A 25,170-nucleotide genomic window follows, 5' to 3' on the forward strand; every position below is an offset into this window, starting at 1 on the left:
CCGGATCTGATGGCTTCGTCGCAAATCGGTGTCTTCAATACTCTGCCGGCACAGCATACACTTCCGCGGACGGATCTGCGAGGAACGAGCGCACCGTCGGTGGCAATTGGCGTGAAGACAGCGGCAGTGGTCCGCAGCGCGACAGAAGCTCGCGCAGGTCGGGCTCTGCGCCGACATGCCGCCAGATCATCCGCGACGCATAGGGGAGATTTTCCCTTCGCCAGGAAACTCCCATTGTCGTCCCGCGCAGATAGACGCGCTGGTACTCGTCGAATGGCAGGAGGATCGTCTGTGACAGTATCGGATTCGGGCCGACGACCCGCTCCGTAATGAAGATCCGGTTTCGATAGAAGGCCGCAAGGCCGACATATTTCGAAAACTGCTGGATGCCGTTTCCAGGATCCCGCAGACGCTCCATTGATTTGACATGCACAAGCCCACCCTTCTCGACAATGCGGCTGCACGAACAGACAACCATTCCCGGCCAGGACGGTGAGCGATGATATGTCTGGAAATAGCCGATATGGCGCCGGAGCGCGGTCAGATCTCCTGGGAACGCCTTTAACAGTTCGGAACTTTGATTGAGGTCTAGAGTCGGTTTGCGAAGCCGCTCGCGAAAGAGCCTTGGAGCGAGACCAAAGTCGGCTGTGTCGAGATCGAAATACTTGGCTATGCGCGCGAGATTATGGGCAGAGGGCCTCGTCTGGCCGTTGATATATCGATTGAACTGCTGCCGATTGATATCGATCGCGCGGCACAGATGCGAAATGGAGCGCTGCGTGGCACAGGCAATCTTGAGGTTCTCGACCAGGTGAGGCATTGGCGGCTCTGTCTTAATGATAGTAGCGTAAACTCGCTGAAAGATGCGTCAAGTCGCGAAATTGTGTGAAGCAGCCTGACCTCTACGTTCCCTTCTAATAAGGTTGAAAAAGGGAACTGCAATGACACGTGAAAAGGATCAATCTTCGCCGCTGAGTATCGGCCGCCGTCACTTCCTGGGCGGTGCCGTCGCGCTGGGCGCTTTGCCTGCCCTCACCAACGGCCTCCTGATACCGTGCGAGGCCCGCGCGCAGGAAGCGAAGCGCGGTGGTCATCTGAAACTCGGCCTCAAGGGCGGCGCCACCAGTGATGCGCTCGACCCTGCGACCTATAGCGCCTCCGTGTTGTTCGTCATTGGCCGTCTCTGGGGCGATACACTTGTCGAATCCGACCCCAAGACCGGTGCACCCTTGCCGTCGCTGGCGACGTCCTGGGCGCCATCGGCGGACGCATCCGTCTGGACTTTCAGGATCAGGAACGACGTGCAGTTTCACGATGGCAGCAAGATGACCGTCGCGGACATCGTCGCGACACTGAAGCGACATGCGGACAAGAATTCGCAGTCGGGTGCTCTGGGGCTCATGGCCTCGATCACCGGTATCGAAGAGAAAGCGGGCGACCTTGTCCTGACGCTTTCGGAAGGCAATGCGGACCTGCCTTTGCTTTTGACCGACTACCACCTGATCATCCAGACGAAGGGCGGCCTCGACAAGCCTGCGGCGGCCATCGGTACAGGTCCTTACATTCTGAAAAGCTTCGAACCGGGCGTTCGTGCAACCTTCGAGAAAAACCCTAGGGATTGGCGCTCCGACCGCGGCTTTGTCGACAGCGTCGAAATCCTCGTCATCAACGACAACACCGCCCGCGTTGCCGCACTTGCCTCCGGCCAGGTCCATTTCGTCAACAATGTCGACCCCAAGACCGTCCCGATGCTGCAGAGAGCCCCGACCGTCGACATCCTCCGGAATACAGGCAAGGGCTTCTATTGTTTCCTGATGCATTGCGACACGGCTCCCTTCGACAACGCCGATCTTCGGCTTGCCCTGAAATATGCCATCGATCGTCAGGCGATCCTCGACAAGGTTCTGGGCGGCTACGGAACGATCGGCAACGACTATCCGGTCAATTCCAACTACGCCCTCGCCCCGACCGATATCGAGCAGCGCCCTTATGATCCGGACAAGGCCGCCTTCCACTTCAAGAAATCGGGTTTCGACCGCTCCATTCAGCTGCTCACGTCAGACGCAGCCTTTCCGGGCGCCGTGGATGCGGCGATCCTGTTCCAGCAAAGCGCGCGCAAGGCCGGCATCACGATCGATGTCAAGCGCGAACCGGAAGACGGCTACTGGACCAATGTCTGGAACAAGCAGCCCTTCTGCGCCTCGTTCTGGGGCGGTCGTCCGACCCAGGATTCGCGCTATTCCACCTCCTACCTGTCGACCGCAGAATGGAACGACACGCGTTTCAAGCGCCCTGACTTCGACAAATTGGTTCTGCAAGCAAGGTCTGAACTCGACGAGGCCAAGCGCAAGGTGCTTTATCGGCAATTGGCGCTGATGGTGCGAGACGATGGCGGTCTGATCCTGCCCGTCTTCAACGACTACATCATGGCCTCTTCGAAAACGCTGAAGGGATATGTCGACGATATCGGCAACGATATGTCCAACGGCTACATCGGCAGCCGCGTGTGGCTTAATGCCTAAAGCGCTTCTGGATATATGACCATGTCAGACCGCAGCTTCACGACCATTGAAAATCAGTGGATCACCTTGAAGGACGGCACGCGGCTCGCCGCACGCATCTGGATGCCCGACGGCGCGGAGAAGGATCCCGTGCCGGCGGTCTTCGAGTTCCTGCCCTATCGTAAGCGCGACGGGACAAGCCCGCGTGATGAATCCACCTACCCGGTCTTCGCTGCAGCCGGGATTGCCGGCGTGCGTGTCGACATCAGAGGCTCCGGCGAATCCAGCGGCATCATTGATGGCGAATATACCGAGCTCGAGCTTGCCAATGCCTGCGAGCTGATCGCCTGGATCGCAGCGCAACCCTGGTCGAACGGCTCGGTCGGCATGATGGGTATTTCCTGGGGCGGCTTCAACTGTCTGCAGGTCGCAGCCTTGAAGCCCCCCGCGCTAAAGGCGGTGATTTCAATCGCTTCCACGGTCGACCGCTATAATGACGACATCCACTACAAGAACGGCTGCCACCTCTCCGCCCAGCTTTCCTGGGCGGCGACCATGCTTGCCTACCAATCGCGCTCCCCCGATCCGGCCATCGTCGGCGACGATTGGCGCGATATGTGGCGGCAGCGCCTGGAGCAGGAACCCTTCTTCATGGAAGAATGGCTGGAGCATCAGCGCCGTGACGATTTCTGGCGGCATGGGTCGATCTGCGAAGATTTCGCGGGCTTCGATATTCCCGCCATCGTCATCGCCGGCTGGGCGGATGGCTATCGCAACACGCCCTTGCTGGCCGTCGAGGGTCTCGGCGAGAAAGCGAAGGCGCTGATCGGTCCATGGATCCACAAGTATCCGCATTTCGCCTGGCCGAAGCCGCGGGTCGATTTCCACGGAGAAGCCATTGCCTGGTGGAACCATTGGTTGCGCGGCGAATCCAATGGCGCTGAGGCCATGCCATCCTTACGCGCCTATATTCTCGATGCCATAAAGCCCGCCAAGCGCCGCGATTTCGACCCCGGTTTCTGGATCGCCAAGCGTATTTGGCAGCAGCCGGACATGCAGTGCTTCTATGTCGAGCAGTTCGGTGCCTTGATGGAAGGCATGCCGATCCCACATGCGCCGGAACATCCTGTTTATCTGCGCTCGCCGCTCGATACGGGCACGGCATCGGGCGAATGGTTCACCTTGAAGCCGGATGCGGAACTGGCGATCGATCAGCGCCTCGATGACGCCGGATCGTTAACCTTCCAGACAGCGCCACTGGTCGAGGACCATGATTATCTCGGACGCCCGGCCGTCACATTGACGCTCAGATGCGACACCGAAACCGCCAATCTCTGCGCAAGGCTCGTCGATGTCCATCCAGACGGCACGGCAACGCGCGTCTCCTTTGGCGTGCTCAACCTCGCTCATCGCAATGGCAATGCCGCACCGGAGCCGCTGAACAAGGGGGAACTGACAACCATTACCATCACGCTCGATGCCTGCGGCTATCGTTTCCGCAAGGGGCACCGTATCCGCCTGTCGCTATCAACGGCCTATTGGCCGATGGTGCTGCCGCCGCCGGAAGATCCGGGGCTGACAATCGACATCGCCTCAATCGGTCTAGCCTTACCCAAGCTCGGCGCGCATGAGATCATCGACATCAAGCAGCCTGACAATCCCGATCCCCTACCGAAATATATCGAACACGCACCCGCCTCCACAAAACGGCAGGTGGTGCGCGATCTATCGGCCGGCCTCACGCGCTATGAAATCCATGAGGATACCGGCCTTTTCGAGCATCCCGGCACCGGTCTTTCCACCCGGCAGCTGCGCGAGGAAATCTGGTCAATCGCGCCGAACGATCCGCTATCGATGACGGGCACCTCGACCTGGACTTGCGACATGCAGCGTCCTGGTTGGTCAGTGACGACGGTTGCGACAGCATCGATCCGTTGCACGGCAACGCATTGGATCATCGCCGCCTCAGTCGTTGCCCATGAAGGCGGGATAAAGATCTTTGAGAAGGATTTTGGCGAGACGGCAATCGCCCGTGACCTGATGTAGCCGTCAGCGGTGCGCGAAGAGCCGCACCGCCTCGCATACCGCCTTAAAGCCTGCCCGCGCACCCTCGCTTATGTGGCGGGCGCGTAGCCACGCATGCACCATCTGCGGTTCCTCCCGGAACCAGACTTCCACGCCAGCCTCCGCAAGCCGGGCCGCGTAGGCTCGTCCGTCGTCTCGCAGGGGATCGAATCGCGCGACCGTGATGAAGGCGGAAGCAAGCCGTTCGACCGATACCGCGTGAAGCGGCGCGGCGACCGGATGGCGCGGCGGTGCCTGCAGAACGCTGCGATAATAAGCGACATCAGCCGTGGTCAGCCCCGGCGCATTTGCCATTTCAACATAGGAACCCTTCTGCAGGTCACCACCCAGCGCCGGATAGACGAGAACCTGACCGGCGATACCAGGCAGGGCCTCCTCCAGCGCCCTGATGGCGAGCCCCGCCGCCAGGTTGGCACCGGCACTATCGCCGATGATGACGACCTTGCTGCCGGCGGACGACAGCAGATGCTTCAAGACGAGGAAGCAATCCTCGCTCTGCGCCGGCCAGCGGTACTCAGGCGCCAGCCGGTAATCGACGGAAACGAGTTCGGCGCCGGCAAAATCGGCGATTTCAGCACAGATCGAGTGATGGCTTTCGAGTGAGCCGACAACAAATCCGCCACCGTGAAGATAGAGGAGAACGGTTGATGTCGTGATCATCCGTGGCCGATACCGGCGGATTGGTATGCGCAGCACCATGCCATCCGCATAGACCATTCCCTGCGGCAGGGCGTGGTCAAACCGCGCGCAGAGTGCGTCATACCATTGACGCTGCTGCTCGATCGATGCGCCGACCGCATCCGGCGGGTAAAAACCTTCGCAGACATCAAGGAATTCCAGAATGCTCTCTTCGGTGGGCATCGGTCGGTCGATCGACATGAAGATCCTTCCGCGTGCTCGCAAGATGCTGTCAGGCGACAGCCAGCTAGCCGAGACTGCATCATGCACGCGCTCCGCCGCCACGCCTGTCTTGCTGCGACCCCTGGTGTCGCCGGCAAATCCGCCGCTCGAAAAGAGGCACACGCGAGCGCCCGGAACAACGGATGTCGGCAAGGCGATAGTGTGCAATCATCAAGTTGGCTATCGTGAAGGGACAACTGCGACCCACGCCGCCGAGAGGATCACTCATGCGACGATCAGTGCCGCTTCTGAAGAGGGTAATGGACCTGATCGGCGCTCGCCGAGCCAGACCAGCACCCGCCGGCGACAGCCGGTTCTCTCAGACGACATGATGGTAGACCCCTTCCCCCGAAAAGCCCCCGAACTTGAGCAGCGTCGATATATCATGGCCCGTCCCAATATTCTCATCATCATGGTCGACCAACTGAACGGCACGCTGTTTCCGGACGGGCCGGCCGATTTCCTGCATGCGCCGCATCTCAGGGCACTCGCTGCCCGCTCGGTCCGTTTTGCCAATAGTTATACAGCAAGCCCCCTCTGCGCACCGGCGCGCGCCTCCTTCATGTCGGGCCAGTTGCCGAGCCGAACGCGGGTCTACGACAATGCGGCCGAATTTGCCTCCGACATTCCGACCTATGCGCACCATCTCCGGGCCGCCGGCTATCACACTAGCCTGTCGGGCAAGATGCATTTCGTCGGGCCCGACCAGTTGCATGGCTTCGAGGAGCGCCTGACGACGGATATCTATCCGGCAGATTTCGGCTGGACCCCCGATTACCGCAAGCCTGGCGAGCGGATCGACTGGTGGTATCATAATCTTGGGTCCGTGACCGGCGCGGGCATCGCGGAAATCACCAACCAGCTCGAGTACGACGACGAGGTTGCCTACAATGCCACTCGAAAGCTCTACGACCTGTCGCGCCGTCAAGACGAGCGTCCCTGGTGCCTGACCGTCAGTTTCACCCATCCGCACGATCCCTATGTCACCAGGCGGAAATTCTGGGATCTCTACGAGGACTGCCCCGCACTTGACCCGACGGTCCCGCCGCTCCCCTTCGACGAGATGGACCCGCATTCGAAGCGCCTGCTTGAGGCCTGCGACTACAGGGCCTTCGATATCACTGCCGAACAGGTCCGCAGGGCGAGGCGCGGCTACTTTGCCAATATCTCCTATGTCGACGAGAAGGTCGGAGAGATCCTCGACGTGCTGGAGCGCACACGGATGCGGGAAGACACGGTCATCCTGTTCGTCTCCGACCATGGCGACATGCTGGGTGAGCGCGGCCTGTGGTTCAAGATGTGCTTCTTCGACGGTTCTGCACGCGTGCCGCTGATGATATCGGCACCGGGCTGGCAGCCCGCCCTGGTCGATCAGCCGGTATCCACTCTCGATGTCACGCCGACGCTTGCCGGTCTCGCCGGTCTCGATATTTCGGCGATCGCCAATTGGACGGATGGCGAAGACCTGGCACAACTGGTGAACGGCACGAAAACCCGTAGTCCGGTTTTGATGGAATATGCGGCCGAAGGATCGATCGCGCCGCTGGTAGGCATTCGCGCCGGGCGCTTCAAGCTGACTGTCTGCGAGAAGGATCCGCCGCTGCTGTTTGACCTTCAGGCCGATCCCCGCGAGCTCGTCAATCTGGCCGGCGACCCGGCCCATGCAAATACGCTGGCCATGCTTCTCGATCAGGCGAAGCTTCGCTGGGATCTCGCAGCCTTCGACGCGGCAGTTCGAGAAAGCCAGGCTCGGCGCTGGGTCGTCTATCCGGCGTTGCGCGAGGGAGCCTACTATCCCTGGGATTATCAACCTCTGCAGAAAGCTGCCGAGCGATACATGCGCAATCATATGGATCTGAACGTGCTGGAGGAAAACCAGCGGTTTCCACGGGGCGAATGACGCTCACGCCCACCATTGGGCGCTACATGCACCCATCGGCCCGACCACCCGCGCACCGCACCTTCCTCAAGTGCAGCCATCTTCGTGACAGGCCATCTATCAATGTAGCGTTTCGATCCGAAGCCTTGCTCAAACCTCGGTTTCCAGGATTTCGATCGTCGATAGCAGCAGCATGCGTGCCCCCGAGACTACATGACGTGGTGCGGTATATTCGGCTTCGTTATGGCTGAGGCCATCGCGGCAAGGCACGAAGATCATTGCCGCGGGCGCGACCCGGTTGACGAACAATGCATCGTGGAAGGCACCTGACAACATTCTCGTGGTCGCCAGTCCGCCTTTCACCGCGGCCCTGCCCAATACCTCGAGCACCTTTTGAGGAAAGTTGGCCGGCGGCATATCGAAGGTCTGCCTGAGCGCAACCTGGCAACGTTCTGCCCCGGCACGGTCGCTAAAGACCTGCTCGACGGCCGCACTCAGACGTTCGATCTCTGACGAATCCGGGTGACGGATGTCGATGGTGCATAGTGCCGTCTGCGGGATGGCGTTGATGGCGCCCGGCTCTACGGCGATACGTCCGACGGTGAATCGGGCACGCTCGTCCTGAGGCATAATACTGGCGTAAAGTCCGTTGAGGGTCGCGATCATCGCGCGAAGCGGATCTCGACGATAGTTGAGCGCAGTGGTCCCCGCATGGGCGGTCTGGCCCGACACCGTCACTTCCAGCCACCGCGTTCCCTGAATTCCGGTGACGATTCCAATAGGGATATCCTCTTTCTCCAGGGAAGGTCCCTGCTCTATGTGCAGTTCGAGATATGCATAAGCAGGAAAGCCGAGATCACGCATCGCGGCCTGCGGAAGACTGGCAATGGTTGCCTTCAGCTCGTCGCCAAACCGCGCGCCGTCGGTTGCGGCCATGTCGGACCAGGCAAGCGGAATTTCGCCTGCCGAGAACGCTGATGATCCCATGCAGCCCGGTGCGAAGCGGCATCCCTCCTCGTTGGTCCAGGCAACCACTTCGACCGGTCTTTGGGTTTCAACGCCGGCGTCCTCAAGACTTTCAAGGACCTCGAAGGCCGACAGCGTCCCGAGCGCACCGTCAAAGCGGCCTCCGGATGGCTGGCTGTCGAGATGGCTGCCGATCAGGAGCGGCGGCGCCTTCTCGTCCTTGCCTCGGCGGCGGATGAAGAGATTGGCGGCGGGATCCTGGAAGACGCCGAAACCGCGCGCCTCTGCCAACTCTGCCAGCAGCAACCGGGCTTTTCGGTCCAGCTCCGTCAAGGCCTGACGATTGACGCCGCCGCCCGCGGTCGCGCCGATCTCGGCGAACCGATCCAGGCGTTCCAGCAGGCGTTCTCCATTGATCTCGGGATTGCCGGTCATTGCGCAGGCTCTCAGGAATAGGCTGCTTCGTGGAAATCGATCTCAAGGCGTTGAGCATGGCCGAAAATGGCGCTCAATCGCTTACGTTCGGCAGGATCCATCGTCTCGCCGGCCTCGTCCAGCACCGCCTTCAACCAGCGCGCCTGCGCTTCGAACTCCGGTTCGGCATGAAGCCTGACCCATGCCTTGAGAAGCGGATCGCTGATATGGGTTTGGTCGGCCTCGGTCGACCAGGTCCAGTACATCCATTCGGCGGCAAACATGGCGGCAATCGTATCGAGAAAGCCGCCGTCACGGGCAATTGCCAACATTCCCTCGCGAAACGCAGCGACATCGGCCCTACCGGTATCATAGCGAGCGGGATCGATGGCGCGAGCGGCAAAGGTCTTCTCGAAATAGGCGATCTGCTGGTTTGCAAGTGCATCCAGGACGCCGATCAGCCAACGTTTCTCCTCGATGGTCCCGGCCTTTGCCGTGGCGTAGGAGAAGATCGCAATCGCCGTTTCAACGAAGGCACCCTCAAAGACAAGATATCGTTCGAAGGCCTCCTTCGGGAGGCGGTCAGCCTTGATATCATTGACGAAGCGGTGATGCACCATGGCTTCGAAGACGTCGCGGTTCTCGTCGAGCATTTGTTCGGAGAGAGATACCATGATCGTCACAACTCCAGACCGGGTTTTGCGGCTTCGACGAAGGCTGCGACGCGAGCCGGCTCCACAGGGTTCCACCAGACCCCACCCTCTTTCAGCGACGAGGCGACGATGACGCCGTTCGTACGCTTAAGGATCTCGACGATATTATCCTTGGTCACGCCCGAGCCGACGAGTAGCGGAAGATGGGTCGCAGCGCCGATTTCCTCGATCTCCTCCATTGTTGCGCTGTTGCCCGTTCGCTGGCCGGTGGCGATCACTGCATCGGCATCGAAGAACGCCAGATCACGCGTCAGTTCGTCGATCGTCCGGTCGGCGGTGATGGCGTGCGCCCCATGCTTGACATGGCTGTCGGCAAACACCTTGATATGTTCGGCACGCAGAGCCGAGCGATAGCGCATGGCCTCGGCTGCACGGCCTTCCATGAAGCCTTCATTGGCAACATAGGCGTTGGCCCATTGGTTGACACGGATGAAGCGCGCCCCACCGGCTGCCGCGATCGCGAAAGCGGGGATCGGCGCATTGGCAAGCACATTGATGCCGAGCGGTACCCCGACGGCACGAGAGATGCGGTCCGTCACAACCGACATGAAGGCTGCGGTCTCGTGGCCAATATCCTCCGGCTTGGCAAAGGGGATGTCGCCATGATTTTCGACGATCAATCCGTGGATGCCGCCTTTGACAAGCGCCTCCGCATCGCGCATGCAAGCGTCATAGATCACATCCATTGCCGCACTGCGGTAGCGTGGAGCACCCGGGAAAGGCGGGCAATGGATCATGCCAATCAGCGCCTTGTCAGTGCCAAATATTTCCCGTATGGCGCTTGTGGCCTTATCCGATATCTGCTGCATTTTTCTTTCCCTTCTGAAAGCCAGCCATGCGTGCCTATGTCATCGGTAACGTCGCCGTCGACGAAACCATTTCCGTAATGTCCATGCCCGAAGCCGGCGCCTCGATCCTCGGTCGGGAGGAAACCCGCGACCTCGGTGGCAAGGGCGCCAATCAGGCCGTCGTGATGAGCCGCACAGGCCTTCTCACGACGCTTGTCACGGCCGTCGGCGAAGATTTTCGCGCCCAGACGATCCGCGACCAGCTCGCTGGTGAAGCGCTGGACGCCCGATTGCTGGGCAGTCCTCACCGCTCCAGCGATTTCTCCATCATCTTCACGACGCCCGACGGCGAAAATGCCATCGTCACGACGACGGAATCGGCCGAAGCCTTGACCCTGTCCGAGGCGCTTGCCCCGCTCAAGGATGCAGCCGGCGGCGATCTCGTCGTGCTCCAGGGCAACCTCAGCGAGGACGTGACCCGCGGCATTCTGGCCGAAGCCAGACGCCGCGGCCTGACGACCGCCTTCAATCCCTCGCCGCTCAGGCCCTATTTCGCCGAGCTCTGGCCGCTCATCGACATCGCCTTCCTCAACAGGGGCGAGGCCGAAAGTCTGACCGGATCGTCCGGCGAGGCCGCGATTCAGCGCCTCGCCGAAGCCGGCGTGACGCAGACCGTGCTGACCCTCGGCGGCGATGGGGCAATCCTTGCCGGCGGAAGTCAGGTCCTGGCAACCGTTCCTGCCCGTGCCACGGAGGTCGTCGATACGACCGGCGCCGGCGACACCTTCATGGCGGTCGCCCTTGCCTCTGCTGCCCTCCGATCGACCAGGCTCGATGCGAAGGCGATCCATCACGCAACTGCAGCCGCGGCCATTACCGTCAGCCGCCGCGGGACGCGTTCGGCCTTCCCGACCCAAGCGGAACTCGCCGGCATTCTCGCCGGCGAATGAGGCTATTCTGCCTCCGTCAGCCAGCCGAGAATATTCTTCCAAAGACGTCCGTAACCCTCCCATTCGCAGAAGGCCGGCGAGAGCCAATGCGGACCGATATCCGAGGTCCAGGCCGCAGTTCGGCCTTTGCCGAAGCGGCCTGTGACCAGCAATGGATGGCCACCTTCTGCTTCCGGTAGCCGGGCAATGACTTCGACATCGGCACGCTCGCGTACCTCGACTTCGTTGACGCCGAGCAGCAATGGCCATTCTCCTGACAGACCGGCGACGGTCTCGTGACCGGGCTTGACGAGGACAGGCGTCGTTCCCTCCGGGATTTCCACCCGGTCGTCATAGGGCAGACACGTGACCGGCAGGACATCCTCGACCGGCGTGCGACGCCAGCGCGCCTTGCCGTCTATGCCCTGGAACGAGAAATAACCGCCGACCATCAGCAGGCCGCCACCCTTTTCAACCCAGGCCTTGAGCAGTTTCAGCCGGTTCGGGACGGTCTTGGAATGCAGCCAGACCGCCGGGGGAAGCAACAGGGAGTTGGCGCCGATATCGGAGAGAATGATCGCGTCAAAGGCGTCGAGCCCCGCCATGTCGAAGGGAAATTTTTCAACGGCTTCGTGGGCCGGCATGTAGGTGAGCTCGAATTCGCTGCCCTTGAGGGCTTCAACGAGCGGTTCGGCGCCGAGATGAAACGTGACGCTCCCGAACTGGTCGAAACCCTTATAATGCGTGGCGGAACTGACCCAGCTTTCGCCGACGAGAAGAACCTTCTTTGTCATGATGTTTCCATTTCTTTTTATGTGGCGGTCAGGCCCTGGCCTGAAAGACTGATTTCGGATTGGCGCGCATGAAGATATCGAGCGTTGCGTCATCGAGACCGTGACGCTTCAGGCGCGGCAGGAAATGGCGCAGGATATAGGCATAGCCATTGCCCCCGTAGTGCTTCAGCATCATTTTCAGGAAGACGTCGTGGGAGAGCAGGAGGCGATCCGTATGCCCCATCTCGACGAGCTTGACGAGCGCGCGAGCCGCCTCTTCGTCGCTCGGGCATTGCACCTGCTGATCGGCATAGAAGAAGTCCATGCCGATCATGTCATATTCGAGAAACGCGCCGCGGGCGGCAAGTTCGGACTGATAGGTAAGATCGTCATGTGACGGGTTCATGTGGCAGAGCACGGTGTGTCTCATATCCCCGCCTTCGGAATCGACGATATCGAGGACCTTGTGGCCCAGCCGGAACCAGCCGGGAAGATGGACCATCAGGGGCAGACCGGTGCGCACTTGCGCCTGGGCAGCACCGCGCAGCGATTTTTCCTCGGCGGCAGTGAAATCGGACGACACGCCGATCTCGCCGATCAGGCCGATCTTCACGTCGGTACCGTCCGCGCCGATGGTGGCTTCGGAGACGATCTCGTCCGCGATCTCGGAAGCAGACATGCCGGCAACCTTGGCCGGATGCGAGGAACCGAGATAGAAGCCGGCACCCATGACGATGTTCAGTCCCGTCGCCCTGGAAATCCGCCGTAGGGCAAGAGGATCGCGGCCGATGCCCTGACATGTGGGCTCGACAACCGTGCGACCGCCGAGACCGGCGAAGTCCTGCAGTTCAGTGACGGCAAGCTGCTCATCGTCGAGCGTGATGTTGTGCTTGTTGACGAAAGGATCCTGCCTGAGTTCACCGAGGATCTCCATGCAGACGAAACCTTCGGCAAGGTATTGCCGCTCGGACGTCTTCGGCGCGTGCCACCAGCAGCGGCAATCGTTGAGGATATGCTCGTGCATCAGCGTGACGCCGATCTCCGATACGGGAACCGGCCCGGAGACCGTCATCACCTTCCCGGATCGCACGTGACCCGGCGAAAGCTCGTCCGTTGCCATCAGCTTTTCCTCCTGCCCGCCAGACGGAAGTTTGCGGTGAAGATGCGGGTGTTCAGCCAGATAGCAACCAGAATGATGGCGCCGGTGACGATCTGGGTGAAGAAGGGCGAAATATGCATCAGGATAAGGCCGTTGCCGATGACGGCAATCGTCATCGTCCCAAGGACAGTGCCGATCATCGTGCCGCGCCCTCCCATCAGCGAGGTGCCGCCGAGCACGACCGCGGCGATGACCTGCAGTTCGAAGCCGACAGCGGCGTTCGACGAGCCGGAACCGAGGCGGGCGGCGATCAAAAGACCGGCGAGTGCAGAGGCCACACCTGATACGAGGTAGACCGAGGCGACGATCCATTTGGCCGGCATGCCGACGCGGCGCGCTGCTTCCATGTTGGATCCCACCGCCACGATCTGCCGTCCGTATTTGGTGACTGCCATGATGACATAGCCCACGATCGCGACCAGGATGGCGATTAGCGCCGGAACGGGAAAGCCGGCCAGTTCGCCGCGTCCCAGATAGAAGAAGCCGGGCTCGTTGTTGATTGGGATGGAATAGCCCTGAGTCAGATAGAGTGCCACGCCGCGCAGGATGGAAAGCCCGGCAAGGGTGACGATGAAGGCGGGAATATTCTGGTAGGCGATGAACCAGCCCTGCAGAAGGCCTACGATGCCGCCAAGAGCGAGCATGCCGAGGCAGACGACCGGCCAGGGTATGCCTGTGGCGAGCGCAATGGCAGCGACGGCGTTGATCAAGGCCAGCATCGAACCGACCGACAGATCGATGCCTCCGGTCACGATGACGAGCGTCATGGCGACCGCGACGGCGAGAATGGGCGCAGCCTGACGCACGATGTTCAGGATGTTGCCCGTCGTCATGAAGGTCGTGGTCGTCAGCGAAAAGAAGACGAGGCATGCCAGAAAGAAGAAGGCGATCGACAGGACCTGGGCGTTTTCGCTCAGGAAGTCGGCCATCGGCGAGCCCTTGGCTCTTTCGGTGTAGACGGTCAATGTCTTTCTCCCCCGACGATGAGCTTGACGAGGTCCTCGAGATTGGTTTTGGCGATATCGCGCTCGGCGACCTTGGTGCCCTCGTACATGACGGCAATGCGATCGCAGACCCGGAACAGGTCCTGAAGACGGTGGGTGATGAGGACGACAGATACACCCTTTGCCTTGACCCTGTTGATCAGAGCGAGCACGGCTTCGACTTCGGCGACCGCAAGGGCCGAGGTCGGCTCGTCCATGATCAGGACCTTGGGATTGAATGATGCCGCACGGGCGATTGCAATCGCCTGGCGCTGGCCACCCGACAGCTTCTCCACCTTGGCGGAGAGACGTGGGATTCGGATCTCGAGGGCGTCCAGCATCCTGCGCGCCTCGCTCATCATTTTCTGACGATCGAGAAAAGGACCCCTGGTGAGCTCACGTCCGAGGAACAGATTGCCGACAACATCGATATGATCGCACAGGCTCAGATCCTGGAAGACCATTTCGATGTTGCGATCGCGGGCATCCGCAGGCCCGGAAAAGTGAACCTCTTCGCCGTTGAGCGAAATCGTTCCCTCATCCGGCAGGTAGGTTCCGGAGATGATCTTGGTGAGTGTCGACTTGCCGGCAGCATTATCGCCGACGAGGCCGAGGCATTCGCCCGGAAAGAGATCGAGGTCGACGCCGCGCAGCGCCTGGTGCGAACCGAAGGTCTTGCGGATACCGCGCAGCGAGACGGCAGGCGTTCGTGCGGACGAGCCGGAGGAATGCGGGGAGGCTTGCGCCTCCCCGGCTCCGGCATAAACAGGCCGGTTGTCACTCATCATTTGAAAACGGCCCGGTACGGCTCGACATTATCCTTCGTCACGATCGTGATCGGAATGGAGATGCTCTTTTCGACGCTCTGACCTGCGCTCAGCTTGGCGAGAGCCTCGACTGCCGCCTTGCCCTCACCGGCCGGATCCTGCTGGACGACAGCAACGACATAGCCGTCGTCAAGACCGGAGATTGCCTGTGCAGTCAGATCCCAACCGAAGACCTTGATGCTGTCTTGCTTGCCCTGGCTCTGAACAGCGGCGATCGCGCCCAACAGAGCCGGCTCGCCGGTTGCGTAGATCGCCGTCATGTCCGGATTGCCGGTGATCAGGTTCTCGGCAGCGGCAAGTGCGTTGTCCTGGATATTCTGGCCATCAACGACCCCTGACGTCTCGATGCCATCGCTCTTGATGGCGTCCTCGAAGCCCTTCTGGCGAATATTCTGAATGTAGGAGTTCAACGCACCGACAATGCCGACCTTGGCCTTGCCGCCCATGTTCTTCTTCACGTAATCCAGGAAATAGGCGCCCATGTCGGCGCCGGCCTTGCCGTTGTCGACGCCGATCTGCGACTTCTGAGGGCCGTCCGGCAGAACCGCATCGATGGCAACGACCGGGATGCCGGCATCCGAAGCCTGCTTGACGGCCGGCATGATGCCATTGACGTCGATCGCAACGACGATCAGGCCATCGACCTTCTGCTGGATGTAGTTTTCGATGGCGCTATTCTGAGCGGACGCTTCATTGTTGGCGTTGAAGATGACCAGCTTGTCGCCGGCAGCATCCGCCGCCTTCTGAGCACCTTCATTGATCTGGTTGAAGAAAAGCGCCTGCTGATTGATCTGCACAAGCGCATAGGTCTTTCCGGCCGCCTGAGCAAGAGACGCTCCGAGCGTGGCGCTGGCGAGCGCGGTAAAGGCAAGAGCGGCGGTAAACGCCCGACGTCTGATCTGTTTCATGTTCTCATCCTCTGGTTTTGTTCTCGTTGCTTATTATGGGTCGACGGCGGCGCAACGGAGTTCCGCACGACGATTTCGACTGGCACGAGTTCCTCGGTGGCGAGCGATTTGCTCTCCTGCCAGTTTGTTTCGAGAAGAAGGGATAGGGCACGCCGGCCGATGGCGCGCACCGGCTGTCGGATCGCGGTTACTGGCGGCGCAAAGAGATGTAGCGGACTGACATCGTCGAAGCCGATGATCGACAGGTCCTCGGGGATCGATATTCCTTTCTCCCTCAGGACTTCGATCATGCCGATGGCGATTTCGTCGGAGCTCGCGAAGACTGCCGTCGCCGGCATGCCCTCATCCAGGAAGCGGCGCGCCATGTCCCGCCCGCAGGCGATCGTATATTCGCCGTTGTAGCGCCTGATCGAGGCATCGTCGCCGAAACGCTCCTGCAGGCCCTTGCGCAATCCGTTGAAACGGCGCTGCGTGCTGATCATCGCATCGGGGCCACCAACATAGAGCACGTTGCGATGACCAAACTCCGCCAGATGGCGTCCCGCAAGATGGCCGCCCTGGAAGTTGTCACAGAAAAGCTTCGGGACACTGGCAAGCGGAACGTCTTCATCGACGACGATGACCTTGCCTGTTCGATTGATGAGAGCCGCAAGATCGCCGTTGTCGGGATGGTTGGTAACGAAAACCAGGCCATCAACGTGATTATGCTCGAGCAGCCGGAGATAGGCGACTTCACGGCCGGTCCGGTTGAGGGTGGCATAGAGTGAAACGGCAAGCCCCCGGTCGTTTGCCTCCTCTTCGACCGCCGCCACCATAGTCGCGAAGAATGGGTTGGCGATATCGGGCACGACCAGTCCGATCGTGTCGGAACGACCGCGGCTCAGCCGTCGCGCGTGAGGGTTCGGCTGGTATTTGAGGGAAGTGATAGCATTTTCGATCCGCTGCTTGGTGAGCGCGGGCAAATCCAGCGAACCGTTCAGCATGCGCGAGACGGTCGTCACCGACACGCCGGCAGCTTTCGCGACATCTTTCAAGCCTGGAGTCCGTCCATGCGCCATCAGTTTTGTAAACCGCTTTAGTAAAACGCTTTACTTACACTCCATGACAAGGGATTGCCTGTCAAGAGCCGTTATCAGCTGCTGACGATTCGTTTTTTGAAAGACTGATGACGCTGCTCGTGGAAATGCGCGCTGCGGTTTCGACCGCGCGCTGTGTCAGGCACGCGTTCGATCTGAAGCCCTGCGAACTACGAGGGAACTGCCGGCCCACCCGCGAGTTGTTGTACGGGAACATTCGCCCCGCTTCTACCGCTAGCGAAGATCGAAAATTCATTTGGCCGACGTCATCTGGCGTTGGTCCGCCGTCTCAAATCTGGAGGAACAGAAAATGGTCAATTACCCGACCCCACCCTTCGATACGCCACGCCAACCCATGCCGGGCACGACCGAGGCGATGTCGCCGGTACCAGACCACGGCGAGCAGACCTATCGAGGATCTGGCCGACTGACCGGCAGGAAAGCGATCATTACTGGCGGCGACAGCGGTATCGGACGAGCCGTTGCGATTGCCTATGCCCGTGAGGGCGCGGATGTTCTCATCGCCTATCTCGACGAGGACGAAGATGCACGCGAAACAAAAAAGTGGATCGAAGAGGCAGGGCGAAAGGCCATCCTCGTGGCGGGGGATCTGCAGGATCCTGAGCATTGCCGCCACATCATCGAAACCGCCCGCAGCGAATTTGGCGGCATCGACATCCTCGTCAACAACGCCGCGCATCAGGCAAGCTTCAAGGATATCGGCGAGATCAGCGATGAGGAGTGGGAGCTGACCTTCAAGGTCAATATCCATGCGATGTTCTACCTGACCAAGGCGGCGGTCCCGCATATGAAAGCGGGCAGCGCTATCATCAATACCGCCTCGATCAATGCCGACAGTCCTAGCCCGCATTTGCTCGCCTATGCGACGACCAAGGGCGCCATCCAGAACTTCACGGCGGGTCTGGCCCAAATGCTGGCAGAAAAGGGCATCCGCGCCAATGCGGTCGCGCCGGGCCCGATCTGGACACCGCTCATTCCATCCACGATGCCGGACGAGGCCGTCAGGAATTTCGGCAAGCAGGTCCCGATGCAGCGCCCTGGTCAGCCCGCCGAGCTTGCGACCACCTATGTGATGCTGGCTGATCCGCTGTCGAGCTATGTTTCGGGAGCAACGATTGCAGTGACAGGTGGCAAACCGATCCTGTGAGCTGGTGGTCCCGGCCGGCTGGCTGAACCGGACACCGGCGTAGGTTTGCCGCAGCTACGCGAGGAAATGAGTCTCATACAGGTGTCGAGGCTGATCAGCCCTTTGTCGGAATTTCCAGACGCACGACGTTTGCCGAAAAGGCCACCGAGGTTTTCGCCTTATCGAGGCAGGCGGCCAGATCCTCGACCTTGAAGGGCTTCGGGACGACCGGACGTCCAACCTCCTTACCGGCTTCCAGCCTGTCGCTATAGCCGGTCATCAGCACGACGGGCAGAGACGCGTTTCTGCGGCGGATCTCCTCGGCGAGCTCGATGCCCGACATGCCCGGCATCATGATGTCGCTGACGATCGCCTCGATTTCAGGATGACGGTCCAGGATCTCGATCGCCTCGGCTCCACCTGCGGCTACGAAGATCGTCGGCACGATGCCGTCGAGCGCCAGTCGCACGGATTCCAGCGATGCCGGTGTGTCGTCGACGATCATGATCGTACGGGGAAGGTTCGCCGAAGAGGCTGAATCCTCACGCACCGCCCGCGGCTCGCTTGATCGCGGCAGAAGCAAGGTAAAGGCGCTGCCGTGGCCGGCCAGACTTGCGACCTTGACTGCACCGCCGCTGCCGGTAGCGAAACTGTGGACCTGCGTCAGGCCAAGGCCTGAGCCACCATCCTTCTTGGTGGAAAAGAACGGCTCGAACACCCGTGCGAGATTTTCCGGGGCAACCCCTGTCCCGGTGTCGGAAATCGTCAGCGCGACGAACGGTCCCTCCAGCCCGGAATCCTCGGTGGCGGCGTCGAGCACATTGCGGGCGGAAATGGTCACCTTTCCCCCTCCCGTCATGGCTTCGCGCGCATTCGTCAGAATGTTGATCAGGGCGATTTCAAGCCCCGCAGGATCGACGTGAACCGGCCAGGTATCTTCCGGCACCCTGATCTCCATCAGTATCGTGTCGTTAACGGCTTGGCGCAGCAGCGGAGACAGTTCGGCAAGCCTGACGTCCAACTCGACCTGGGAGGCGCCCTGGTTGGAGCGTCTTGAGAACGACAGCAGCCTTTGCGTGATCGCCTTTCCACGAGCCACACCATCGCTCATATGCGCTAGAAGCTGCGTCACGCGCTGTTCGTCGTTTCGTCGTCTCTTGATGCCCTCCACCCCCGACTGAAAAACCATCAGGAGATTGTTGAAGTCGTGGGCCGCCTGCCCCGTCAGCTTTCCAAGCGCATCCATCCGCTGCCAGTTGGCCATGCTCTCCCACTCCCGGTTTCTGGCGCGCAGCTCCCTGTAAAAGAGGAATACAGCCGAGCCGGACAGCAGGAGCGTGAAACAGCTCGCCGTCACAAGCAGTATGGTGGCCCTGCGCGCCAGTCGCTCATAGTCAGAGACCGGCAGACCAACCCTTACCCGCCAGGGCGTGTCAGCGAGCGCGACTTCGGCGACCCGAAGCTCCATCCCGTCCTTGAGGGTGGCCGCGCCAAAATCCTGGCCGGAAAAGGTTGCGAATTCGCTGGCCGGATTACCGGCAAGCGCGGGAGCGCCGGTCGATGCCACCAGACGGTCCCGTCCATCGACGATCCAGGCCGACCAGGATCCTGGAAGTCCATTGGCATAAAGCAGTTTGGTCACGATCGTCGGACGGATCACCACCGACAGGACGGCTTTCAAACGATCGTTCCTCTGGATCGGAGCGCGCAAAGCAAAGGCCGCCTGGCCTTTCGGCCCAATGGCGATGTTGCCGACCAGGGCGACACCCGTGCGAACCAGGGCGTCATGGCTTTCCATGTCCACAACGCGCGTATCGGCCGACGGATCGAGCGGCGGAAACGACAGAACCACTTCACCCTTCTCGTTCGAAATCCGGATCTGCTCCCATTCAGGCACCCGATCGCGCAGACGCCGCGCAGTCTCGGCAAAGGCTGCGCGCGGAATCGGAGGGTCGAGGCGGGGAGAATCGGCGACGATCGAGAGCAGCTGGATCTGGCTCTTGAGTTCACGTTGAAGAGTGGCGGCCAGCGTCGCTGCCCGGCCGCGAATGTCGTCGTCAAGCGCGGCTTGCTGCTCCTTGATGAAGAACCTTCCCATCAGCGCCGCCAGTATGATGACCGGAATGAGCGACGCCGTAATGAGAAGGAGCGCTGGCCGGGTTTTATTCAACGGACACTCCGGATGTGTTCTTCGAACCCTATCAAATAATCCAGAGCGGGAAACTTGCAATGCCAAGTTGGAATAAGACTGACCTTTCCCCGAGATAAGCGGCGACAGCGGAGACGGTATCTCGACTCGGCCTCCGAATGGGTGTCCTTCGACCCGTCGGGAGCTGACGCCGAAGCAGTCACTGTCTGACAACGGGCTGCTTCCCGGCCCAGGGGATTCGGAACGCCGGTGATGGTCCGCATCAAACGACGGCAGCTCTTGGGTTTCCGCGCCAGCACGAGGAATGCAGCCGCGGTAATATCGATCAGCCGGACGAGGTTGCTGAAGAAAACAAACCCTGCGGGGCACCGCTCAACAGAACACTTTGCCTGCGTGGATAGATTTTCCTCCCGCCACCAGCATTATCGTGCGGCGATAGACAACAGGGCGGTGAAGATGGTACCGCGTGCCCGCTCGGTGCTGTAGGTCCCATCCATCTGGCCGACGAAGGATTTGATCAACCTGCTTCCCATGCCGGTGTCCGTTGCAACCGGCTCATATCCGACGCCGTCGTCCGCCACTTCAAGCAGGACCTTGCCGTCGGGACGCTGTAGCAGCCTGATGCGGATATGTCCGTCGGTCCGACCGACAAAGGCGTATTTCATGCTGTTTGTCAGAAGCTCGTTCAGCAATAAGGCAAATGGCGTGGCCTTGTCCGCATCGATCCTGATGTCGTCGATCTCGAAGGTCAGCTTGATTTCGCGATCATGCAGCCCGACCAGCGTGCGAACCAGGTTGGGGACGAACTGCCGTGCAGTGACGCTGCTGAACTGATCGAAGCCGTACATCTGCTCGTGCACCGCCGACATGGCGACGATCCGCTCGTTCACCCTCTGAACGGTTTCAGGCCGCAGGCCCTGCAGCCGGATGAGCGCCATTACCGTCTGCAGATTATTTTTCACCCGGTGATGAATTTCCCGCATCAGCACCTGATTGGTTCGAAGCGCCTCGGCAAGTTCGGCGGTGTGGCGCGCGTCCGCATGCGCCAACCTCAGGATCTTCAACCCGCCGACCACGGCCGCACAAAGGGCCAGAAGAACGATCAGCGCAGCAATCGAGACATCGGTCCAGAAAGGTTGGAGGATTGCCGCGGTGTCGGCCGATGCAATAGCGACGAACGGCGTCCGCTCGACGATGCGGTATGCCACCAGCCTTTTCATCTGGTCGACGGGCGAGACAGACACATAAGAGCCCGATGTCGCCTTGCGCATATAGTCGGTAAACAGGACGTAATTGCCGAGATCGACGGCCACTTTCGGCTCGGGATACCTGGCGATCATCTTTCCGTCACGCCTCAAGAAGCTCACCGTCGAGCTTGGTCCGAGCGACGCAGCGTCCCAAATCGATCGCAACATCCCGACATCAAACGCCAGGATCGCCACGGCTTCGAACTTGTCGTTCCGTTCGATACGCGCAGCGGAGAGGAAGACGTGGCGATCCGTGTTGCGCATGACCGTCATCGCTGACGTGTAGTCCTCTGCGCCATTGGCCAGGCGGCGGAAAAAGCTCTGGTCGACGATGTCGGCGGGGCTGCTTTCCCGGTCGGTCGAATAGAGCAGTGTCCCGTCCGCAGCGACCACGTAGGCGGTTGCCGTGGTCGGCAATTCGGCCGTCGCGGCGTTGAACCTTCGAATGCGCTCCCCTTCTGATGATGCCTCCGCCGTTCCGAAGGCATCGTCCATGCGGTGAAGGGTCTGGCGCGCCAGGGAATTGATCCAGATCGCGTTAGCGGCAACGATCTTGGCAGTGGCCGTGACCTGGTCTTCTCCACGCCTGACGGCGGACAAGTAGCTCGAATGCAGCCAGAAGCCCAAGACAAGCGAGAGCGCAAGGAACATTGACACGATGGCGGCTATCGCAGCCCGGCCGACAATCGTGAAGCCTTTCGTGAGGCCCATCGAATCCCCATGAATTTAACAGGCGGCACTGTCGGATAGCAGGCTATCAGAGTCAAGGATAGGTTGCAGCTACCCGGCTCTTCTCATTTGCCGCTAGCCGATTTAAGGGGGCTAGCACACGCTTTGCGAGCTGCTGGCGAAAAATTCCAGCTGATGAAATCGAAGTTGCGAGACGCAGTCGAGACTTCCTACGATGGACTTGCAACTGCCTGCAACAACACGCGCCATCGATGGCCGCGATGATGCCGCAAGTCTATGAAAATCCGGCGCTCCCTCGGGATCGACGTAGCGAAGTCGTACCACCTCCAATGTGATGAGGATGACGTGGAGAACCAGGCTCTCAAACCTTGGACCGCCTTCTATTGGAGGAGCCGGGAAAGCTCGATCGTGGCGCAGCTGACATTGCTGCCTTTCGACGACAATTGTAGTATCCTCGAAATTAGGGTTGTCCTTGGGTGGGAGGCAGTTGATGGTCGCGCGAAGGGACATGACAAGCGACGAATGGAAGTGGCTTGTGCGGCTCTGCCAGCACGAAGCAGATAGCGTTCCACAGGCGATCGAAGCAAGGTTAGTCGAGCTCGGACTATCCGGACCGAATGGTCTTTCGAACGAAGCGCGGGACCTGGTTCGCCATGAATTGTTGAGTGAGCGGCGAAATCGGCTGCAGGGTCTTCATTAGGTATCGACCGGACATAAAGGAAGTTAGCGATCTCTCGTGCGAGATCCAATCCCGTCCGCAAGACAGGACCAGGCGATCTGTTCGTGAAAGGCCAGATCGGACTGGACGATACAGGCGCCTACATCGCCAGGTGTTAGCCGCAACTGCCCGATAGGAACTATCGCCTCAACCCTTCGTTACCTCCGCACAGAAGCGAGGTAACGTCATGAACAAAATCATAGGACTATCATCGGCGGCTATCTTTGGACTGATCTCCACCTGCGCCCTTGCGCAGGCACCAGCCGAACCATCGCCGCCTCCACCCCCACCACCAGAATCCAGCAGGCAAAATCCGCCGTCACCGCCGAGTTCTTCAAGCAAGAACGAGGAGCGCGCTGATGATGATTGGCGTTCGCAACCGAGACAGCGCGGCGCCCGGTTCCACATCGAGAACGGTCAGACCAGGATCGACCTCAGGTGCGCCGACGGCGACTCCACAAAGGACTGCACCGACGCTGTTCTGCAGGTGCTGGAGCATTTACAAGCATCCAACTCCGGCAACGACGATCGACGCGGCGATGACCGACGTGATCGCTGGGACCGTGACTAGCAGCGGGAAGCTGTCGCTCAGGTGAACAGCGTTTTCAGCCTCGGTTCACCGGGACAAGCGCTAAATCCCCCAACAATCGGAGAAACGAAGATGCGAAAACTTCTAGTCACACTAGCCCTCCTCGCAGCCGGAATAACAGCTGGAGCCGCAAACGCAGCGCCTATTGGCAGCGTCACGACACCGGCGGCCTCGAATGTCATAACAGTCGATTATGCATGTGGCCGCGGTTATCATCTGAGCCCACGTGGCTTTTGCCGGCCCAATCGGTGGGCACCGCCGCCGCGCTATTACGGTTGGGATCGCGGTTACGGCTGGGGTCGTCCGCACCGGGAATGGCGTGAATACAGGCGCTACGATCGTTGGGATCGCGATCGCGACTGGCGGTAATCAATCCTTTCGCCGGCCGGACCAAGCCGAGTTTGATGCGGCTGGTTCCCACAGGCGGCGCGCTTTTCCCTCTGCTGTCGAGCAGATGGACGAATGCGTGTCTGCGAGAAAGCCTGACGTTGTCGGCGATGAAGTTTTAATCCGCTCGTTCAGCAAGTTCGATGAGGATGCCATCAGGATCGCGCACGAATGCCACTTTGTGCAGTATCTCGCGATTGATGGCGAGGCGTGGCCGTTCCTTTAGCTCGACGCCAGCCTCCTCAAGCTTTGCGAAGGTCGCGTCGATGTCCTCAAAGAGGAAAGTCAGATGCCTGAGGCCAGAGGCGCCTTCCGGGACGTCGACGGCCCGCGCCGCGCCGTCGGCGGGCGCGAAGACTTCCAGCATAGCGCCGCCGGCATCAAGAAAAGCGATGTGAGAGCCATCGGATGCCGTCTTGCGCAAATGCAGGCGCAGGCCGAGAAGTGTGCAATAGAATTCGATGGCACGGTCCATATCGCTGACCGTCATGCCAACATGCTCGAACGATTTCAGCATTTTCATAGGCCCTTCTTTTCGTCGAGCTGCATGATGTCCGGGGAAAACCGACCGCGCTCGTATGCGTCCATCAGCTCGTTGCTTACGTTACGTATGTGGCGGGCCATGGCCTTATAGGCGGCGTCCGGGTTACGCAGGCGAAGAGCAGTCAGAACGGCGTGGTGGTCGCCGATCCACAGCGGGCGCACACTCGGTGCGTGAATATGTTCGTGGAGCTTGCGCCACATCACGGATTCGTCTCGCTGCGCCCAGAGGGCCTCGACAATCGAAACGATGATGGCGTTACCTGTCATGCGCGCGATGGTCATGTGGAAGTCGCGGTCGCCCTTTTCCTTGAGCAGCATGACATTTGTCTCCTGCTCCATCTGGGAAATGCATTCTTCCAGCACCAGGATATCGTAGTTCGTCGCACGTTCCGCAGCCATCGCGGCTGCGCTCGACTCGACTGCAAGCCGTGCCTCCAACAGTTCAAATGGACCCGGACCGATATCGGCGCTGATCTTCTCAAAATTGTTCGAGATGTTTCGCGTGGGCAGCACGACGATACCCGCCCTACCCTTGACCTCGACGATGCCGCGCATCTCGAGCGCAATAACTGCTTCACGCACAACGGGTCGGCTGACCTGGAGCTCTTCAGCCAACTCCCGCTCCGAGGGCATGCGCCAGTCCGGATTTGCGGTATTCGCCTCGATCATGCGGGCGATGCGCCGGGCAACGATCTGGTATAGACGCTGTTCACCCTGAATTCGGAAGCCTTGTGCCGCGAACTCCATTCACTCTCTCCTTGTCTGCGCCGCCCGCTCGAGCGACGCGACTTTGCAATGG

22 protein-coding genes are annotated in these 25,170 nt (G+C 60.3%); 6 read left to right on the forward strand and 16 right to left on the reverse strand.

The window, feature by feature from the left end:
* Positions 1-34: 34 nt before the first annotated feature.
* Positions 35-820 (reverse strand): helix-turn-helix domain-containing protein, encoded by a 786-nt coding sequence (locus H4W29_RS23730; RefSeq protein WP_192731313.1) that lies wholly within the window; start codon positions 818-820, stop codon positions 35-37.
* A 121-nt stretch (positions 821-941) separates the two neighbouring features.
* On the opposite strand from H4W29_RS23730, the gene H4W29_RS23735 reads away from it, so the two are divergent.
* Both H4W29_RS23735 and H4W29_RS23740 read left to right on the forward strand, forming a co-directional pair.
* Complete coding sequence (locus H4W29_RS23735) at positions 942-2,522, forward strand: ABC transporter substrate-binding protein (RefSeq protein WP_192731314.1); 1,581 nt, start codon at positions 942-944, stop codon at positions 2,520-2,522.
* A gap of 21 nt (positions 2,523-2,543) precedes the next feature.
* Positions 2,544-4,547: a CocE/NonD family hydrolase gene (locus H4W29_RS23740; protein WP_192731315.1), complete on the forward strand. Its 2,004-nt coding sequence runs from the start codon at positions 2,544-2,546 to the stop codon at positions 4,545-4,547.
* Between the two features lie 3 nt (positions 4,548-4,550).
* Here the strand turns inward: H4W29_RS23740 and H4W29_RS23745 are convergent, their stop codons facing one another.
* The gene (locus tag H4W29_RS23745) at positions 4,551-5,465 is read right to left on the reverse strand and encodes an alpha/beta hydrolase (RefSeq protein WP_192731316.1); all 915 of its coding nucleotides are present in this window, start codon (positions 5,463-5,465) and stop codon (positions 4,551-4,553) included.
* A gap of 406 nt (positions 5,466-5,871) precedes the next feature.
* On the opposite strand from H4W29_RS23745, the gene betC reads away from it, so the two are divergent.
* Complete coding sequence (gene betC / locus H4W29_RS23750) at positions 5,872-7,386, forward strand: choline-sulfatase (protein WP_192732764.1); 1,515 nt, start codon at positions 5,872-5,874, stop codon at positions 7,384-7,386.
* A 129-nt stretch (positions 7,387-7,515) separates the two neighbouring features.
* Here betC and H4W29_RS23755 read toward each other — a convergent pair whose 3' ends face one another.
* From H4W29_RS23755 to H4W29_RS23765, 3 genes are read right to left on the reverse strand one after another with little or no spacing between them, the layout of a single operon-like run.
* Complete coding sequence (locus H4W29_RS23755; protein WP_192731317.1) at positions 7,516-8,766, reverse strand: Zn-dependent hydrolase; 1,251 nt, start codon at positions 8,764-8,766, stop codon at positions 7,516-7,518.
* A gap of 11 nt (positions 8,767-8,777) precedes the next feature.
* Positions 8,778-9,419, reverse strand: coding sequence for a TenA family protein (locus tag H4W29_RS23760; RefSeq protein WP_192731318.1), 642 nt, complete (start codon positions 9,417-9,419; stop codon positions 8,778-8,780).
* A 5-nt stretch (positions 9,420-9,424) separates the two neighbouring features.
* A complete protein-coding gene (locus tag H4W29_RS23765; RefSeq protein WP_192731319.1) occupies positions 9,425-10,267 on the reverse strand; it encodes a BtpA/SgcQ family protein in 843 nt (280 codons plus the stop codon).
* Positions 10,268-10,293: 26 nt separating this feature from the next.
* On the opposite strand from H4W29_RS23765, the gene H4W29_RS23770 reads away from it, so the two are divergent.
* Positions 10,294-11,196, forward strand: a complete 903-nt coding sequence (locus H4W29_RS23770; RefSeq protein WP_192731320.1) for a PfkB family carbohydrate kinase — start codon at positions 10,294-10,296, stop codon at positions 11,194-11,196.
* A 2-nt stretch (positions 11,197-11,198) separates the two neighbouring features.
* Here H4W29_RS23770 and H4W29_RS23775 read toward each other — a convergent pair whose 3' ends face one another.
* The 6 genes from H4W29_RS23775 to H4W29_RS23800 are packed head-to-tail and all read right to left on the reverse strand — an operon-like array spanning position 11,199 to position 16,883.
* Complete coding sequence (locus H4W29_RS23775) at positions 11,199-11,969, reverse strand: glutamine amidotransferase (protein ID WP_192731321.1); 771 nt, start codon at positions 11,967-11,969, stop codon at positions 11,199-11,201.
* Between the two features lie 28 nt (positions 11,970-11,997).
* A complete protein-coding gene (locus tag H4W29_RS23780; protein WP_192731322.1) occupies positions 11,998-13,068 on the reverse strand; it encodes a phosphotriesterase family protein in 1,071 nt (356 codons plus the stop codon).
* The gene (locus tag H4W29_RS23785) at positions 13,068-14,072 is read right to left on the reverse strand and encodes an ABC transporter permease (RefSeq protein WP_192731323.1); all 1,005 of its coding nucleotides are present in this window, start codon (positions 14,070-14,072) and stop codon (positions 13,068-13,070) included. Before H4W29_RS23785 ends, H4W29_RS23780 begins: the two co-directional genes overlap by 1 nt.
* Positions 14,069-14,878 carry an ATP-binding cassette domain-containing protein gene (locus H4W29_RS23790; protein ID WP_192731324.1) on the reverse strand — a complete coding sequence of 270 codons (810 nt, stop codon included), beginning with the start codon at positions 14,876-14,878 and terminating at the stop codon, positions 14,069-14,071. Before H4W29_RS23790 ends, H4W29_RS23785 begins: the two co-directional genes overlap by 4 nt.
* Positions 14,875-15,825 (reverse strand): ABC transporter substrate-binding protein, encoded by a 951-nt coding sequence (locus tag H4W29_RS23795; protein ID WP_192731325.1) that lies wholly within the window; start codon positions 15,823-15,825, stop codon positions 14,875-14,877. Before H4W29_RS23795 ends, H4W29_RS23790 begins: the two co-directional genes overlap by 4 nt.
* Positions 15,822-16,883 (reverse strand): LacI family DNA-binding transcriptional regulator, encoded by a 1,062-nt coding sequence (locus tag H4W29_RS23800; protein ID WP_192731326.1) that lies wholly within the window; start codon positions 16,881-16,883, stop codon positions 15,822-15,824. The genes H4W29_RS23795 and H4W29_RS23800 overlap by 4 nt, the downstream gene beginning before the upstream one ends.
* A 328-nt stretch (positions 16,884-17,211) precedes the next feature.
* Between H4W29_RS23800 and H4W29_RS23805 the strand changes: the two genes are divergently transcribed.
* Positions 17,212-18,069 (forward strand): SDR family oxidoreductase, encoded by an 858-nt coding sequence (locus tag H4W29_RS23805; protein ID WP_192731327.1) that lies wholly within the window; start codon positions 17,212-17,214, stop codon positions 18,067-18,069.
* 94 nt (positions 18,070-18,163) lie between these two features.
* Here H4W29_RS23805 and H4W29_RS23810 read toward each other — a convergent pair whose 3' ends face one another.
* From H4W29_RS23810 to H4W29_RS23820, 3 genes are all read right to left on the reverse strand, one after another.
* Entirely contained in the window at positions 18,164-20,218 is a 2,055-nt protein-coding gene (locus H4W29_RS23810; RefSeq protein ID WP_192731328.1) for an ATP-binding protein, read from the reverse strand.
* A gap of 401 nt (positions 20,219-20,619) precedes the next feature.
* Positions 20,620-22,155, reverse strand: a complete 1,536-nt coding sequence (locus H4W29_RS23815; protein ID WP_192731329.1) for a sensor histidine kinase — start codon at positions 22,153-22,155, stop codon at positions 20,620-20,622.
* A gap of 1,031 nt (positions 22,156-23,186) precedes the next feature.
* A complete protein-coding gene (locus H4W29_RS23820) occupies positions 23,187-23,351 on the reverse strand; it encodes a hypothetical protein (protein ID WP_192731330.1) in 165 nt (54 codons plus the stop codon).
* Positions 23,352-23,513: 162 nt separating this feature from the next.
* Here H4W29_RS23820 and H4W29_RS23825 point away from each other — a divergent pair, with 162 nt between their 5' ends.
* Positions 23,514-23,810 (forward strand): GCG_CRPN prefix-to-repeats domain-containing protein, encoded by a 297-nt coding sequence (locus H4W29_RS23825; RefSeq protein ID WP_192731331.1) that lies wholly within the window; start codon positions 23,514-23,516, stop codon positions 23,808-23,810.
* A gap of 136 nt (positions 23,811-23,946) precedes the next feature.
* Here the strand turns inward: H4W29_RS23825 and H4W29_RS23830 are convergent, their stop codons facing one another.
* Both H4W29_RS23830 and H4W29_RS23835 read right to left on the reverse strand, forming a co-directional pair.
* Positions 23,947-24,345 (reverse strand): VOC family protein, encoded by a 399-nt coding sequence (locus H4W29_RS23830; protein WP_192732765.1) that lies wholly within the window; start codon positions 24,343-24,345, stop codon positions 23,947-23,949.
* A 2-nt stretch (positions 24,346-24,347) separates the two neighbouring features.
* Positions 24,348-25,118, reverse strand: coding sequence for a FadR/GntR family transcriptional regulator (locus H4W29_RS23835; protein ID WP_192731332.1), 771 nt, complete (start codon positions 25,116-25,118; stop codon positions 24,348-24,350).
* Positions 25,119-25,170 lie beyond the last annotated feature (52 nt).

Origin of the sequence: Rhizobium viscosum (genome assembly GCF_014873945.1) — a bacterium.
GTDB classification, from domain to species: Bacteria; Pseudomonadota; Alphaproteobacteria; order Rhizobiales; family Rhizobiaceae; genus Rhizobium; species Rhizobium viscosum.

Excerpts from the sequence above, each read along its gene's own strand:
- H4W29_RS23730 (WP_192731313.1), bottom strand. The coding sequence starts at position 820 with ATGCCTCACCTGGTCGAGAACCTCAAGATTGCCTGTGCCACGCAGCGC.
- H4W29_RS23735 (WP_192731314.1), top strand. The coding sequence starts at position 942 with ATGACACGTGAAAAGGATCAATCTTCGCCGCTGAGTATCGGCCGCCGT.
- H4W29_RS23740 (WP_192731315.1), top strand. The coding sequence starts at position 2,544 with ATGTCAGACCGCAGCTTCACGACCATTGAAAATCAGTGGATCACCTTG.
- H4W29_RS23745 (WP_192731316.1), bottom strand. The coding sequence starts at position 5,465 with ATGTCGATCGACCGACCGATGCCCACCGAAGAGAGCATTCTGGAATTC.
- betC (WP_192732764.1), top strand. The coding sequence starts at position 5,872 with ATGGCCCGTCCCAATATTCTCATCATCATGGTCGACCAACTGAACGGC.
- H4W29_RS23755 (WP_192731317.1), bottom strand. The coding sequence starts at position 8,766 with ATGACCGGCAATCCCGAGATCAATGGAGAACGCCTGCTGGAACGCCTG.
- H4W29_RS23760 (WP_192731318.1), bottom strand. The coding sequence starts at position 9,419 with ATGGTATCTCTCTCCGAACAAATGCTCGACGAGAACCGCGACGTCTTC.
- H4W29_RS23765 (WP_192731319.1), bottom strand. The coding sequence starts at position 10,267 with ATGCAGCAGATATCGGATAAGGCCACAAGCGCCATACGGGAAATATTT.
- H4W29_RS23770 (WP_192731320.1), top strand. The coding sequence starts at position 10,294 with ATGCGTGCCTATGTCATCGGTAACGTCGCCGTCGACGAAACCATTTCC.
- H4W29_RS23775 (WP_192731321.1), bottom strand. The coding sequence starts at position 11,969 with ATGACAAAGAAGGTTCTTCTCGTCGGCGAAAGCTGGGTCAGTTCCGCC.
- H4W29_RS23780 (WP_192731322.1), bottom strand. The coding sequence starts at position 13,068 with ATGGCAACGGACGAGCTTTCGCCGGGTCACGTGCGATCCGGGAAGGTG.
- H4W29_RS23790 (WP_192731324.1), bottom strand. The coding sequence starts at position 14,878 with ATGATGAGTGACAACCGGCCTGTTTATGCCGGAGCCGGGGAGGCGCAA.
- H4W29_RS23795 (WP_192731325.1), bottom strand. The coding sequence starts at position 15,825 with ATGAAACAGATCAGACGTCGGGCGTTTACCGCCGCTCTTGCCTTTACC.
- H4W29_RS23800 (WP_192731326.1), bottom strand. The coding sequence starts at position 16,883 with ATGGCGCATGGACGGACTCCAGGCTTGAAAGATGTCGCGAAAGCTGCC.
- H4W29_RS23805 (WP_192731327.1), top strand. The coding sequence starts at position 17,212 with ATGGTCAATTACCCGACCCCACCCTTCGATACGCCACGCCAACCCATG.
- H4W29_RS23815 (WP_192731329.1), bottom strand. The coding sequence starts at position 22,155 with ATGGGCCTCACGAAAGGCTTCACGATTGTCGGCCGGGCTGCGATAGCC.
- H4W29_RS23820 (WP_192731330.1), bottom strand. The coding sequence starts at position 23,351 with ATGCTCCAGCACCTGCAGAACAGCGTCGGTGCAGTCCTTTGTGGAGTC.
- H4W29_RS23825 (WP_192731331.1), top strand. The coding sequence starts at position 23,514 with ATGCGAAAACTTCTAGTCACACTAGCCCTCCTCGCAGCCGGAATAACA.
- H4W29_RS23830 (WP_192732765.1), bottom strand. The coding sequence starts at position 24,345 with ATGCTGAAATCGTTCGAGCATGTTGGCATGACGGTCAGCGATATGGAC.
- H4W29_RS23835 (WP_192731332.1), bottom strand. The coding sequence starts at position 25,118 with ATGGAGTTCGCGGCACAAGGCTTCCGAATTCAGGGTGAACAGCGTCTA.